A 13,656-nucleotide genomic window follows, 5' to 3' on the forward strand; every position below is an offset into this window, starting at 1 on the left:
TTTCGTGGCCGGAACCGACCGAACGTCCGGACTGCCCGCTGACATCTCCGGGAACCCGTGCGACCCTGCCCCCGCAAGTCGAACAGCCGATCCGCACCGACAGCTCTTCACCCCCACCCCTGCCCGGGCCGCTCCGGCACGGGCACGGCAGAAGGAGTCTGCGTGAATCGTCATCGCACGGCGTCATCCGTCCTCCTCGCCGCGGGCGCCCTGCTCGCGGGCGCCCTGACGGCGGCCTCCCCCTCGGCGGCCGCCGAGTCGCCCTCTTCGTACCGGCCCGTGCAGACCCCCGGCTTCTGGACCGCCGAGCGGATGCGTCAGGCCACCCCGCTCGACCTGACGGCGGCCCCGGGCGGGGCGCGTACGGCGCCCACGGCAAAGGCCCCCGCGACGACGGCGCCCATGACGACGGCCCTCCCGACCCGGATACCCCCGACCTCACCCACGTCCGTCATGGCGTTCCCGCAGCCCGGCGGCGCCTGGACGGGCGGCGGGGCCGTGGTGAAGACCTCGGGCCGGGTGTTCTTCACCTTCCAGGGCCGCACGGGTTCCTGCTCCGGCGACTCGATCACCAGCCAGAACGGCAGCACCGTGATCACCGCAGGCCACTGCGTGAAGTACCAGGGGGCCTGGCACACCAACTGGATCTTCGTGCCGGCGTACGACAACGGCAACGCCCCGTACGGCCAGTGGTCGGCGACCAAGACCTTCGCCACCGACCAGTGGGCGGCGAACGAGGACATGAACATGGACGTCGGCCTCGCCGTCGTCGCCCCCCTGAACGGCCAGAAGCTCAGCCAGGTCGTCGGCGCCCAGGGCCTTCTGTTCAACGGCGGCTACAACAAGCGGATGTACTCCTTCGGCTTCCCCGCGGCCGCCCCCTACGACGGCACCAAGCTCGTCTACTGCAGCGCCAGCACGGGCAAGGACTTCCTGCTGACCAAGGACCACAGCATGGCGTGCAACATGACGGGCGGCTCCAGCGGCGGCCCCTGGTTCCAGGACTTCAACGAGTCCACGGGCCTCGGCACCCAGGTCTCGGTGAACAGCTTCGGCTACACCTTCCTGCCGAACACGATGTTCGGGCCCTACTTCGGCAACGAGGCGAAGGCGGCCTACGACAAGGCCCAGACCTCCTGACCCGGCCGCCCGGAACACCCACCCCACCCACCCCCACATCCCGGTACTCTGTACCGGCCAGGTGGGTTGCCCGAGCGGCCTAAGGGAACGGTCTTGAAAACCGTCGTGGCGCGAGTCACCGTGGGTTCAAATCCCACACCCACCGCCACAGGTCAGCGCACGCGCTGACCAAGAAGGGGCGTCCCAATTCCGGGGCGCCCCTTCTGTGTGAGGTGCTGTCCCCGTCAGGGCGGGGCGGTCGCCCCTGGGCCTTCCGGGTGGTGTTTGTCGGAAGATCGGCGCGCGTGGTGGGGGTCGTGCGGTTGCGGCCACATCATGACGAATGTATGCAGATCCGCCCGTCGGAACATCCCGCAATGGAGGGCCCGTCATGACGCACCGCAGCATCGCCTCGATCTGGACCACCGTCCTCGCCGCGCTCGTGGCGCTCCTGGCCGCACTCGGTCTCGGTGGGAAGGCGGCGCGGGTCGCCGCCGGTGAAGCGGTCGCCGCCCCCGTGGCTCCGGTGGTGCGCCGGCGGCCGGGCGTGGTGGCGCGGCGGACGTGGCGGGCGATGATGCGGGGTGGTTCGCTCCCGCCGACGATCAAGCAGCGGATCCGGGCCGAGGCCCACGGCAAGGCCCCGTCCGTCCGGCGCTCGACCACCGCCGCGTCCCTCGCCGCCGATGCCGTCCCCGCCGCTGCCCCGGCCCTCGCTCCGGACGCTGCCGCCGTCACCGTCGCGGCCCCCGTTCCCGCCGCTGGCCGGAGTCGGCTCTCCCTCGCCGCCTAGCGGGGAGCGGCAGCAGGAGCTGCCGCGCAGCAGGATCAGTGGGAACGGCAGGATCAGAGGAAACGGCAGGATGCGGCGCGGGCGCGCCGCGCAGCGCCTCCGGGAGTGGGGCGCAGGGGTCGCACCGGCGGTCGGCCGGGGCGTGCGGGGGTATGAAGGCTGGTAAAGCAGGGCCGCAGGGCCGGGAGACGGTGGGGTTCCCGGACGGAGCGGCCCTTTTCGGCATGCCCGCGGCGGGCCGGTCTGGACTCGCGACGTCGTCGGCAGCACGAACGGCCGGGGCGGTCGGCCATCTGCCGTGAATTGCAGCCGACTTCGGTTTCCTGGAGGAACACAGACATGGCGAGCATCCGTACCGCCCGCCTCATTGCCGCCGCCGCCTCGCTCCCCCTCGCCGTCGGCCTCCTCGGCGGGGTCGCCCGCGGCCGACCACGGCTCGTTCGGGGACAACCGGCTGGGGTCCGGTAGTGCGGGTGCCCTCGCGCGTTCCCGCCCGCCGGCTGTCGCGACCTTGACATCCACGGTAAATCTGACGGACAGTCAGTTTTATTCGTCCGATGTGATGCCGGGAGGCCAGCGCCGTGCACCTCGCCCCGTCCGAAGGCCAGGCACGACTGCGCGCCGAACTGCGCGCGTACTTCCGGAACCTGCTTCCCGGCGGAGTGCCCGAAGACCCGGCCGCCCGGCGCGCACTGCTGCGCCGCATCGGCACCGACGGGCTGCTCGGCCTCGGCTGGCCCGTCGAGTACGGAGGCCAAGGCCGCGGTCCCGACGAGCAGTTCGTCTTCTTCGACGAGGCCTACCGGGCCGGCGCCCCCGTCTCCATGGTCACCCTCAACACCGTCGGCCCCACCCTCATGAAGTACGGGACCCAGCACCAGAAGGACTACTTCCTGCCCCGGATCCTGCGCGGCGAGACCGTCTTCGCCATCGGCTACTCGGAGCCCGAGGCCGGCACCGACCTGGCCGCACTGCGCACCAGGGCCGTCCGCGACGGCGGCGAATGGGTGATCGACGGACAGAAGATCTTCACCTCGAACGCCCAGAACGCCGACTGGATCTGGCTGGCCTGCCGCACCGACCCACAGGCCCCCAAGCACAAGGGCATATCGATCATCCTGATGCCCACCGACAGCCCCGGCTTCGCCTGGACCCCGATCGAAACCGTCGGCGGCCTCACTACCACGGCGACGTACTACGACGGCATCCGGGTCCCCGAAGGCAACCTCGTCGGCCCCGAACACGGCGGCTGGAGCCTGATCACCAACCAGCTCAACCACGAACGGGTCGCCCTCGCCGCCATCGGCATGCAGGCCGAGGACTTCTACGAGCAGGCCCTGCGCCACGCCCGCACCCGGGACCCCGCCACCGGCGAGCGCCCGGCCGACCACCCCTGGGTGCGGTCCCGGCTCGCCGAGGCACACGCCCGGCTGGCCGCCGTACGCCTCCTCAACTGGCGCCTCGTCCAGGACGTCGCAGCGGGCACCCTCGCCCCGGGCGACGCCAGCGGAGTGAAGTTCCTCGGCACCGAGTCCACCGTCGAGGTGTACCGGATCTGCCAGGAGGCGGTGGGCGAGGAGGCCCTCGTACGCGGCCCGCAGGCCTTCGCCGGCGGCGAGCTTGAGCGGATGAACCGGGCCGCCCAGATCAACACCTTCGGCGGCGGGGTCAGCGAGGTACAGCGGGAGATCGTCGCCACGATGAGGCTCGGAATGAAGGGGAGGAAGCGATGACCGGCGGGGAGAGCGACCGGTTCCACGAGCGGCTCAGAGCCTTCGAGGGGCGGCCCGCCGCCACCGCCGGCCGGGGCAAGGACGCCGTCAACGAGGCGATGATCCGCCACTGGTGCGAGGCGATGGGCGACACCAGTCCCGCCTACACCGGACCGGACGCCATCGCCCCGCCCACCATGCTCCAGGCCTGGACGATGGGGGGCCTCTCCGGCCACATCGACCGCTCCTCCGCCTACGACGAGCTGCTCGCCCTCCTCGACGGCCACGGCTGCACCTCCGTGGTCGCCACCGACTGCGAGCAGGAGTACCTGCGCCCGCTGCGCCCGGGCGACGAGGTGACCTTCGACGCCGTGATCGAGTCGGTCTCGCCGCGCAAGAAGACCAAGCTGGGCACCGGCCACTTCGTGACGACCCGGATGGTCGTCCGCGCGAACGGCGAACCCGCCGGCATCCACCGCTTCCGCATCCTGAAATACGCCCCGGCGGCCGGGCCGGAACGCGGCCGCGAGGCCCGGCCCCTCCCGGAACGCGGCCATTCGGGGGCCCCGTCCCGCCCGCGCCCCGTGATCAACCGCGACAACCAGGGCTTCTGGGACGGGGTCCGCGAGCACAAACTGCTGATCCAGCGCTGCACCGCCTGCGCGACCCCGCGCTTTCCCTGGCTGCCCGGCTGCAACGCCTGCTCCTCCCCCGACTGGGACACCGTCGAGGCGAGCGGTGCCGGCACGGTCTTCTCGTACGTGGTCATGCACCACCCGCCCTTCCCCGCCTTCACCGCGCACGAGGATCCCGCCGACGCGGGGGGCCCGTACGCGGTCGCCCTGGTCGAGCTGGCCGAGGGCGTCCGCATGATCAGCAACATCACCGGCGTTCCCTACGACAAGGTCCGCATCGGCCTGCCCGTCCAGCTGGAGTTCCTGCGCGTCGACGACTCGCTCGAACTGCCCGTCTTCCGCGGAGAGGCCGGCTGACATGGACTTCCACCCCACCGAGGAACAGGCCGCCGCGGCCGGTCTGGCCGCGAGGATCTTCGGCGACCTGGCCACCCACGACCGCCTCGCCGCCGCCGGCACCGGCAGCGACGCCGAGCTGTGGAAGGCCCTGACCTCCGCAGGGCTGACCGCCGCCGTCGAGGACGTCGGCCTCCTCGGCCTGGTGCTGCTGCTGGAGGAGCAGGGCCGCACCACCGCGCAGGTCCCGTACGCCGCCACCTGCGCGTACGGCGTCCTTCCCGTGGCCGCGCACGGCAGCCCCGAACAGCGGGGCCGGCTGCTGCCCGCACTCGGTTCCGGCGAGGCCGTGGCCACCGGCGCCTTCCCGGAACGCGGCCGGTTCACCGCCACCCCCGAGGGCCGTCTCACCGGCACCACGCCCGTCGTCCCCTGGTTGCGCGATGCCACCCACGTGCTGGTCCCCGATACCGGCCGGTCTCTCTGGCTCGTACGGACGGACGCGCCCGGAGTCGCCGCCCGGCCGGTGGAGACGACCGCGCCCTGGTCGGCGGGGGCCCTCACCCTGGACGGGGTGAGCGCGGAGCGGCTCGGCGGCCCGGAGGCTTACGGCCGAGTACTGGACACGGCCCGCACCGCCTTCGCCGGACTCCAGGCGGGGGTCTGCGCGGGATCGCTGGCACGGGCCGCGGAACACACCTCCACCCGTGAGCAGTTCGGGCGGCCGCTGTCCACGAACCAGGGCGTCATGCTCCGCGCGGCCGACGCCCACATGGACACGGAGGCGATCCGGGTCACCGCGTACGAAGCGGCCTGGCGGATCGACGAGGGCCTCCCGGCCCGCGAGCACGCGCTCACGGCGGCCTGGTGGGCGTCCGAGGCGGGCAAGCGGGTCGTCCACGCGGGCCAGCACCTGCACGGCGGGATGGGCGCCGACCTCGACCACCCCGTCCACCGGCACTTCCTGTGGGGCCGCCAGCTGGACGCCTACCTGGGCTGCGGCAGCGAGCTGCTGGCCGAACTGGGCGCGCTCATATCCGAGGGGGAACACGCATGAACGTCGGCGACGCGCTGCCGCCGCTGGAGATCCCGGTCACCCGCACCCTGATCGTGGCGGGGGCGATCGCCTCCCGCGACTACCAGGACGTGCACCACGACGCGGAGCTCGCCCGCGCGAAGGGGTCCCCGGACATCTTCATGAACATCCTGACCACCAATGGCCTGGTCGGCCGCTACATCACCGACCGCCTCGGCCCGCGCGCGGTCCTGCGCAGGGTCGCCATCCGCCTCGGAGCCCCCAACTACCCGGGCGACACCATGACCCTCACGGGCACGGTCACCGCCGTTGACGGGGACACCGCCGAAATCCGGGTCGTCGGAGCCAACCGCATCGGCCACCACGTCACCGGCACCGTGACCGTCAGCCTGGGGGCGGGGGCATGAGCGTCCGCACCCGCGACGACCTCGGCGGCCGGGCCGCCGTCGCCGGCATCGGCGCGACCGAGTTCTCCAAGGACTCCGGCCGCAGCGAACTGAAGCTCGCCGTCGAGGCGGTGCACGCCGCCCTGGACGACGCCGGACTTACCCCCGCCGACGTCGACGGCATGGTCACCTTCACCATGGACACCAGCCCCGAGATCACCGTGGCCCAGGCGGCCGGCATCGGGGAACTCTCCTTCTTCTCCCGCATCCACTACGGCGGCGGTGCGGCGTGCGCCACCGTCCAGCAGGCCGCTCTCGCCGTCACCACCGGAGTCGCCGAGGTCGTGGTCTGCTACCGCGCCTTCAACGAGCGCTCCGGCCGCCGCTTCGGCTCCGGCGTCCAGCAGCGCGAACCCTCGGCGGAGGGCACGGCCCTCGGCTGGTCCCTGCCGTGGGGCCTGCTCACCCCGGCGTCCTGGGTGGCCATGGCCGCCCAGCGCTACCTGCACGCCTACGGCCTCACCCCCGAGGTCTTCGGCCACGTGGCGGTCACCGGCCGGAAGAACGCCGCGAACAACCCCGCCGCCTACTTCTACGGCAGACCCATCACCCTCGCCGACCACGCGGCCTCGCGCTGGATCGTCGAACCGCTGCGGCTGCTGGACTGCTGCCAGGAGACCGACGGCGGTCAGGCCCTCGTCGTCACCACGGCGGAGCGGGCCCGTGACCTGCGCCAGAAGCCCGCGGTGATCACCGCGGCCGCGCAGGGCGCCGGCCGCCGCCAGGAGGCCATGACCTCCTTCTACCGCGACGATCTCACCGGTCTGCCCGAGATGGACGTGGTAGGCCGCCAGCTGTGGCGCACCAGCGGGCTGCGGCCCTCGGACATCGACGTGGGCATCCTCTACGACCACTTCACCCCCTTCGTCCTCATGCAGCTGGAGGCGTTCGGCTTCTGCGGCCCGGGGGAGGCCGCCGACTTCACGGCGGCAGGAGCGCTACCCCTCAACACTCACGGGGGGCAGCTCGGGGAGGCGTACCTGCACGGCATGAACGGGATCGCCGAAGCCGTCCGCCAGCTGCGCGGCACCTCCGTCAACCAGCTCCTGGGAGCAGAACACGTACTGGTCACGGCCGGTACGGGGGTGCCGACCTCCGGCCTGATCCTTGGGACCGGGAACTGACTCCGGTCCCGGTGGCGGGGCAGGGCCCTCCACCTTCAGGAGGTGGGGTGCGGCCTGGCCGTACAACCTGAGAGGGATCCGGCTTCGGCACTTGGGGCCGATTCCAGGAGGACGCGCCGCTTCTAGCGTGGAGCCATGACCACGTCTGTGTGCACGCTCGCCTCGAATCCGACGCCGTATCCGTCGTTCTCGGCGTACGTCCGGACCCGTGGCACCGTCCTCCTGCGCACCGCGCGCTCCCTCACCGCCAACCCCTGTGACGCCGAAGACCTGCTCCAGACGGCACTGGCGAAGACCTATGTGGCCTGGGACCGCATCGAGGACCACCGGGCCCTGGACGGCTATGTCCGGCGGGCCCTGGTCAACACGCGCACCTCCCAGTGGCGCAAGCGCAAGGTGGACGAGTTCGTCTGTGACGAGATCCCGGAGAGCGAGGCGCTCGAGAGCATCGACCCCGCGGAGGCGCAGGCGCTGCGCGACGCGATGTGGCGCGCGGTGACCCGGCTGCCCGACCGACAGCGGGCCATGGTCGTCCTGCGCTACTACGAGGACATGAGCGAGGCGCAGACCGCCGAGATGCTCGGTGTCTCGGTCGGCACGGTCAAGAGCGCGGTCTCGCGGGCGCTGGTCAAGCTGCGTGAGGACCCCGAACTCACTCCGGTGCGCTGAAGCTCCGGCCGCTGTTTCACGTGAAACGGACCGCCTTTCCCATGGAAAGGGGTTGGTGTTTCACGTGAAACGGCTGGCTTTTTGACGTGAGACGGTTGGCTGTTTCCTTCTGAGCCGTGACCGTTTCACGTGAAACAACGGCTGGGGAGGGGTTGGTCACAATGATCGGCCGCCCTGTTTGTACTCCCGGGTAGTGACATGCCGACCGGTACGTGCGCAGAATCGGCTGCACCCTAAAGCCGCCGCAGAGCCGCAGCGCTCACCGGGAGGACGCTTTGCTGAGCACCATGCAGGACGTACCACTCCTCGTCACCCGCATACTGCAGCACGGGATGACGATCCACGGGAAGTCCCAGGTCACGACCTGGACCGGGGAGGCCGAGCCGCACCGCCGCAGCTTCGCCGAGATCGGTGCCCGCGCCACCCGCCTCGCCAACGCCCTGCGTGACGAGCTCGGAGTCCGGCAGGACGACCCCGTCGCCACGCTCATGTGGAACAACGCGGAACACGTCGAGGCCTACTTCGCGATTCCGTCCATGGGCGCCGTCCTGCACACGCTCAATCTGCGTCTGCCCCCCGAGCAGCTGGTCTTCATCGTCAACCACGCCGCCGACAAGGTCGTGCTCGTCAACGGCACCCTGCTGCCGCTGCTGGCCCCGCTGCTGCCGCACCTGCCCACCGTCGAGCACGTCGTGGTCTCGGGCATCGGCGACCGCTCCGCCCTCGACGGCCTCGGCGTCCGCGTGCACGAATACGAGGAACTCCTGAAGGGCCGCTCCGAGCACTACGACTGGCCCGAGCTGGACGAGCGCCAGGCCGCGGCCATGTGCTACACCTCCGGCACCACCGGGGATCCCAAGGGCGTCGTCTACTCCCACCGGTCCATCTACCTGCACTCCATGCAGGTCAACATGGCCGAGTCGATGGGCCTCACCGACCGGGACACCTCGCTGGTCGTCGTCCCGCAGTTCCACGTGAATGCCTGGGGACTGCCGCACGCCACCTTCATGACCGGTATCAACATGCTGATGCCGGACCGGTTCCTCCAGCCGGCCCCGCTCGCCGAGATGATCGAGCGGGAGAAGCCCACGCACGCCGCGGCCGTCCCCACCATCTGGCAGGGGCTGCTCGCCGAGGTCACCGCCCGACCCCGCGACCTGACCTCGATGAAGCAGGTCACCATCGGCGGAGCGGCCTGTCCGCCCTCGCTGATGGAGGCCTACGACAAGCTCGGCGTCCGCCTCTGCCACGCGTGGGGCATGACGGAAACCTCGCCCCTGGGCACCATGGCGCACCCGCCGGCCGGGCTGAGCGCCGAGGAGGAGTGGCCGTACCGGGTCACCCAGGGCCGCTTCCCGGCCGGCGTCGAGGCCCGTCTCGTGGGGCCCAACGGCGACCACCTCCCCTGGGACGGCGAGTCCGCCGGCGAGCTGGAAGTCCGCGGCAACTGGATCGCCTCTTCCTACTACGGCGGCGCGGCCGGCGAACCGGACCGTCCCGAGGACAAGTTCAGCGCGGACGGCTGGCTCAAGACCGGGGACGTCGGCGTGATCAGCCCCGACGGCTTCCTCACCCTCACCGACCGGGCCAAGGACGTCATCAAGTCCGGGGGCGAGTGGATTTCGAGCGTTGACCTGGAGAACGCCCTGATGGCCCACCCCGAGGTGACCGAGGCGGCGGTCGTCGCCGTCCCGGACGAGAAGTGGGGCGAACGCCCGCTGGCCACCGTCGTCCTCAAGGACGGCGCCACCGTGGACTACGCCGGACTGCGCGCGTTCCTCGCCCAGTCGATCGCCAAGTGGCAGCTCCCGGAGCGCTGGGCGATCGTCGGTGCCGTGCCGAAGACGAGCGTCGGCAAGTTCGACAAGAAGGTGATCCGCAAGCAGTACGCCGACGGCGAGCTGGACGTCACCACGCTCGGCTAGCCGACCGGTCCTGCCGGATCAGCCGCGCGTGAGCCATGCCCGCAGGAGCCGGCTGACGGCGGGCATGGCCACGTAGGTCATCAGGGTGCTGAAGACGACCGCGAAGGCGGCCGTCCGCACCACGAAGTGCAGGTCCACCAGGTACGGCCCGAGCAGCGCGTTGCCCGCCAGCGAGATCGGGAAGATGGCCAGCCCCGAGCTGACCACCATCTTCCAGCGCGGCGGCGCGGGCCGGGTCGTACCCGGCTTGGCGAACCAGGTCTCCATGCCGTGCAGTTCACGGCGGGCTATCTCGGTGTGGTGGTGCCCCAGGCAGTTCGAGAACCACTGGGCCCGCTCGGAGGAGTCCTGCCAGCGCTGGAAGGCCGCTTGGTCGCGGAAGCGATGCACCAGGAACCACGGCCCGCCCTCCGTGGCGGGCCGGAACAGCCCGTACCCGAGGTGCCCGGGGAACGCGGCGGCCGTCTCCAGGATCCCGTGGGCCCAGGCCTCGAACGTCTCCTCGTGGCCGGGCTCCACCTGCCGGGCGATGAGGAGGTTGACCTCCCCGTTGTCGGCGGGAACGGGGCGCTCGGACGTGTCGGTGATGGCCATGGGCCCCAGGATCGCTAGTTGGTCCCGATCTTGGCCAGCAAGTCCACGATGCGGCCCTGCACGTCGGCGGTGGTGGCCCGCTCGGCGAGGAACAGCACGCTCTCACCCGAGGCCAGCCGTGGCAGGTCGGCCGGACCGATCCCGGCGGTCGTGTAGACGACCAGCGGGGTGCGGTTCAGCAGCCCGTGCCCGCGCAGCCAGTCCACGATCCCGGCCCGCCGGCGACGTACCTGCATCAGGTCCATGACCACCAGGTTGGGCCGCATCCGGGTCGCCAGCTCGACGGCGTCGGTGTCCGCGCCCGCCCTGGCGACCTGGAGACCGCGCCGCTCCAGCGCGGCGGTCAGCGCGGTGGCGATCTCGTCGTGCTCCTCGATCAGCAGGACCCGGGACGGGTGCTGCTCGCTGTCGCGCGCCGCGAGCGCCTTGAGGAGGACAGCGGGATCGGCGCCGTACGCCGCCTCGCGGGTGGCATGCCCCAGCCCGGCCGTCACCAGTACGGGCACCTCGGCGGCCACCGCGGCCTGGCGCAGGGACTGCAGGGCGGTCCGGGTGATCGGCCCGGTGAGCGGGTCGACGAACAGCGCGGCGGGGAACGCCGCGATCTGCGCGTCCACCTCCTCGCGCGAGTGCACGATCACCGGGCGGTAGCCGCGCTCGCTCAGCGCCTGCTGCGTCTGCGCGTCCGGCGCCGGCCACACCAGCAGCCGGCGCGGGTTGTCCAGCGGCTCCGGCGGCAGCTCGTCGTCCACGGGCTGCGGTACGGGCCGGTTGACCACCTCGACCGCACCCCCGGGGCCGTCCAGCGGTTCCGGACCCTCGGCGGCGCCCGCCTCGGGTGCCCCTATGGCGAAGGCCCGCCCCTGGGGCGCGGGTTCGGCGAGACGACGGCGCCGGCCGGAACCGGAACCTTCCGCGCCCGCAGCGGCCGGGTCCACGGAGATGCCCTGGCCCAGGGTGCCCAGAGCGCGCACGCTGATCGGCTGCGCCCCGTTCGCCGGAGCCTCGCCGGGCCGGCGGGCACCGGGGACCGAGGGCTGCCCGGGGGCTGCTCCGTCCTCGGGAGCGGTGCGGGCCGCGGGAACCGGCCAGGCGGGGGTCGAGGGCAGGGCACGTCGCCGCCCGGTTGGAGGTCCGGGCTCCGCACCGGTCGCCGGCTCCGGCGGCTCGGGGGCCGCAGGTGCCCCGAGTACCCGCCGGCCACGGCGCCCGCCCGTTCCGTCGGAGTCGGTCTCGGCGGAAGCGGAACCCGGGGCGGGCCCGGCAGGCAGGGCGAAACCACCCTCGGGGGCGACAGGGCGGGGCGCGGCGGGAGCCGGGATCCCGGCCGCCGGCACGGGGCCCGCGGGCTGTGCGGCCGCTCCGGCCGGCCCCAGCGCCCGGCGGCGGCCCGCCGGGTGTTCGGTCACCGGGACCGGGGGCACCGTCGGTACGGGCGGCAGCGCGGGCATGGCGGTGGCCTGCGGGGGCACCGGCCGGTCGTGCGGGGCGTCATCGCCGTCGCGGCCGCGCCGGCGCCCGGTACCGAGCCCCGCCGGGTTCACCGGGGACTGCGCCAGTTCCGCCGGCCCGGACACGACGCCCTGCGCGGGGGCTTCGCCCTCCACCCGGCGACGCCCCGACGGCAGCGCGAGCGCGCTCCCGCCCTCGCGTGCCGCGGCGGCCTTCGCCCCGGCGGCCTCGTCCTCCAGGAAGGCGTCGACCCCGCGCCGGCCCCGCCGGCCGCCGGAGACCGTCGCGGGGGCGGCCTCGGGCTCCGGGGCGGGCTGCTGTTCCGGCTCCGGCAGGGTCACCGTCCCGGCGCCCGAACCCAGCGGCAGCTCCAGCACGTACGCCCCGCCGGGCGCGCCGGGCACCTCGACCGTCTGCAGGACCCCGCCGTGCGCGGTGACGATGCCCCGCACGATCGGCTCGTGCACCGGGTTGCCGCCCTCGTAGGGGCCGCGCACCTCGATCCGTACGACATCGCCCCGCTGGGCCGCGGCCACCACGATCGTGGAGTCGCCGTACCCGTTGCCCTGGGCGGTCTTGCCGGTGGCGTCCACCCCGGCGACGTCCGTGATCAGGTGCGCGAGAGCGGCCGCGATCCGCTCCGCGTCCACCTCGGCCTCGATCGTCGGGGCATGGACGGCGAACTGCGCCCGCCCGGGGCCGATCAGCTCGACCGCGCCGTCGACGCCCGCCGCGACGACCGTGTTGATGAGGACGTTCTTCTTCTTGAGCTTGTCGCCGCCCGCGTCCAGGCGCTGGTATTCGAGCACGTTGTCCACGAGCGTGGTCATGCGCGAGTAGCCGGCGGCGAGATGGTGCAGCAGCTGGTTGGCCTCCGGCCACAGCTGTCCCCCGTCGTCGGCGGCCAGCGTGGCCAGCTCCCCGCGCAGTTCCTCCAGCGGACCGCGCAGGGAGTCCTTGAGGACGGCCAGCAGCTGGGCGTGGCGTGCCGCGAGGGCGTCGTACGGGCGGCGGTCGGTGAAGGTCATCACCGCGCCGACGAGCAGCTCCCCGTCCCGTACGGGCGAGGTGGTCAGGTCGACGGCGACGGGCTGCCCGGCCTTGTTCCACAGCACCTGGCCGCGGACCCGGTGCTTGCGCCCGCTGCGCAGGGTGTCGGCGAGCGGTGACTCGTCGAAGGGGAACGGCGAGCCGTCGGCGCGCGAGTGCTGGATCAGCCCGTGCAGTTCGCGGTTGCCGAGGTCGGTGGCGCGGTAGCCGAGGATCTGCGCGGCGGCCGGATTGACGAGGACGACGCGGCCCTCGGTGTCCGTACCCACGACGCCCTCGGCGGCGGCGCGCAGGATCATCTCGGTCTGCCGCTGCGAGCGGGCCAGCTCGGCCTCGGTGTCCACGGTCTCGGAGAGGTCCCGGACGACGAGCATCAGCAGTTCGTCGCCGGTGTAGGGCTGGGGCTCGCGGTAGGCGTCACGGCCGTCGAGGTGGGCGCTGGTGACCTCGACGGGGAACTCGCTGCCGTCGGTGCGGCGCGCGATCATCCGCTTCGGCCGGGAGCGGCCCTCTTCGCGGTCGCCGGGGCGGCGCATCGAACCGGGGATCTGCTTGGAGTCGAACTCCGGCAGGAGGTCGAGCACCCCTCGGCCGACGAGCCCGGTGCCGGGGCTCTCCATGACCTCGAGGGCGATCGAATTGGCGTTGACGACCGTGCCGTTGGCGTTGACGAGCAACAGCGCGTCCGGGAGCGCGTCGAGTATTGCTGCGAGGCGAGCAGCGCCTCGGGATGGCCTGCTGCTCACGACGAGCTTCCTCCCTGAC

The 13,656-nt window shown here is 72.5% G+C and carries 11 protein-coding genes and 1 tRNA gene; 10 read left to right on the forward strand and 2 right to left on the reverse strand.

The features are described 5' to 3' along the window. Positions 1–162: 162 nt before the first annotated feature. The 10 genes from ACZ51S_RS10650 to ACZ51S_RS10695 all read left to right on the forward strand — a co-directional run bounded on the left by ACZ51S_RS10650 (position 163) and on the right by ACZ51S_RS10695 (position 9,795). Positions 163–1,140, forward strand: coding sequence for a trypsin-like serine peptidase (locus ACZ51S_RS10650; protein ID WP_468960501.1), 978 nt, complete (start codon positions 163–165; stop codon positions 1,138–1,140). A gap of 60 nt (positions 1,141–1,200) precedes the next feature. Then, positions 1,201–1,288 (forward strand) — tRNA-Ser (locus ACZ51S_RS10655). Positions 1,289–1,510: 222 nt separating this feature from the next. Further along, on the forward strand, positions 1,511–1,912 hold the full coding sequence (locus tag ACZ51S_RS10660; RefSeq protein ID WP_468475211.1) for a DUF6344 domain-containing protein: 402 nt from the start codon (positions 1,511–1,513) through the stop codon (positions 1,910–1,912). A 581-nt stretch (positions 1,913–2,493) separates the two neighbouring features. Next, positions 2,494–3,645 carry an acyl-CoA dehydrogenase family protein gene (locus ACZ51S_RS10665; protein WP_468960504.1) on the forward strand — a complete coding sequence of 384 codons (1,152 nt, stop codon included), beginning with the start codon at positions 2,494–2,496 and terminating at the stop codon, positions 3,643–3,645. Beyond that, complete coding sequence (locus ACZ51S_RS10670) at positions 3,642–4,616, forward strand: bifunctional MaoC family dehydratase N-terminal/OB-fold nucleic acid binding domain-containing protein (RefSeq protein ID WP_468801547.1); 975 nt, start codon at positions 3,642–3,644, stop codon at positions 4,614–4,616. Before ACZ51S_RS10665 ends, ACZ51S_RS10670 begins: the two co-directional genes overlap by 4 nt. A 1-nt stretch (position 4,617) precedes the next feature. Then, on the forward strand, positions 4,618–5,652 hold the full coding sequence (locus tag ACZ51S_RS10675) for an acyl-CoA dehydrogenase family protein (RefSeq protein WP_468960507.1): 1,035 nt from the start codon (positions 4,618–4,620) through the stop codon (positions 5,650–5,652). Then, entirely contained in the window at positions 5,649–6,038 is a 390-nt protein-coding gene (locus tag ACZ51S_RS10680; RefSeq protein WP_468801551.1) for a MaoC family dehydratase, read from the forward strand. Before ACZ51S_RS10675 ends, ACZ51S_RS10680 begins: the two co-directional genes overlap by 4 nt. Then, entirely contained in the window at positions 6,035–7,201 is a 1,167-nt protein-coding gene (locus ACZ51S_RS10685; protein ID WP_468960509.1) for a lipid-transfer protein, read from the forward strand. The genes ACZ51S_RS10680 and ACZ51S_RS10685 overlap by 4 nt, the downstream gene beginning before the upstream one ends. Before the next feature lie 135 nt (positions 7,202–7,336). Next, a complete protein-coding gene (locus ACZ51S_RS10690) occupies positions 7,337–7,870 on the forward strand; it encodes a SigE family RNA polymerase sigma factor (RefSeq protein ID WP_468960511.1) in 534 nt (177 codons plus the stop codon). 275 nt (positions 7,871–8,145) lie between these two features. After that, a complete protein-coding gene (locus ACZ51S_RS10695; RefSeq protein ID WP_468475218.1) occupies positions 8,146–9,795 on the forward strand; it encodes a long-chain fatty acid--CoA ligase in 1,650 nt (549 codons plus the stop codon). Between the two features lie 18 nt (positions 9,796–9,813). Here the strand turns inward: ACZ51S_RS10695 and ACZ51S_RS10700 are convergent, their stop codons facing one another. Both ACZ51S_RS10700 and ACZ51S_RS10705 read right to left on the reverse strand, forming a co-directional pair. After that, entirely contained in the window at positions 9,814–10,389 is a 576-nt protein-coding gene (locus ACZ51S_RS10700) for an antibiotic biosynthesis monooxygenase (RefSeq protein ID WP_468475219.1), read from the reverse strand. 14 nt (positions 10,390–10,403) lie between these two features. Next, the gene (locus tag ACZ51S_RS10705; protein WP_468475220.1) at positions 10,404–13,637 is read right to left on the reverse strand and encodes a response regulator; all 3,234 of its coding nucleotides are present in this window, start codon (positions 13,635–13,637) and stop codon (positions 10,404–10,406) included. Between the last annotated feature and the right edge of the window lie 19 nt (positions 13,638–13,656).

Source organism: Streptomyces sp. NPDC034043, from assembly GCF_055575675.1.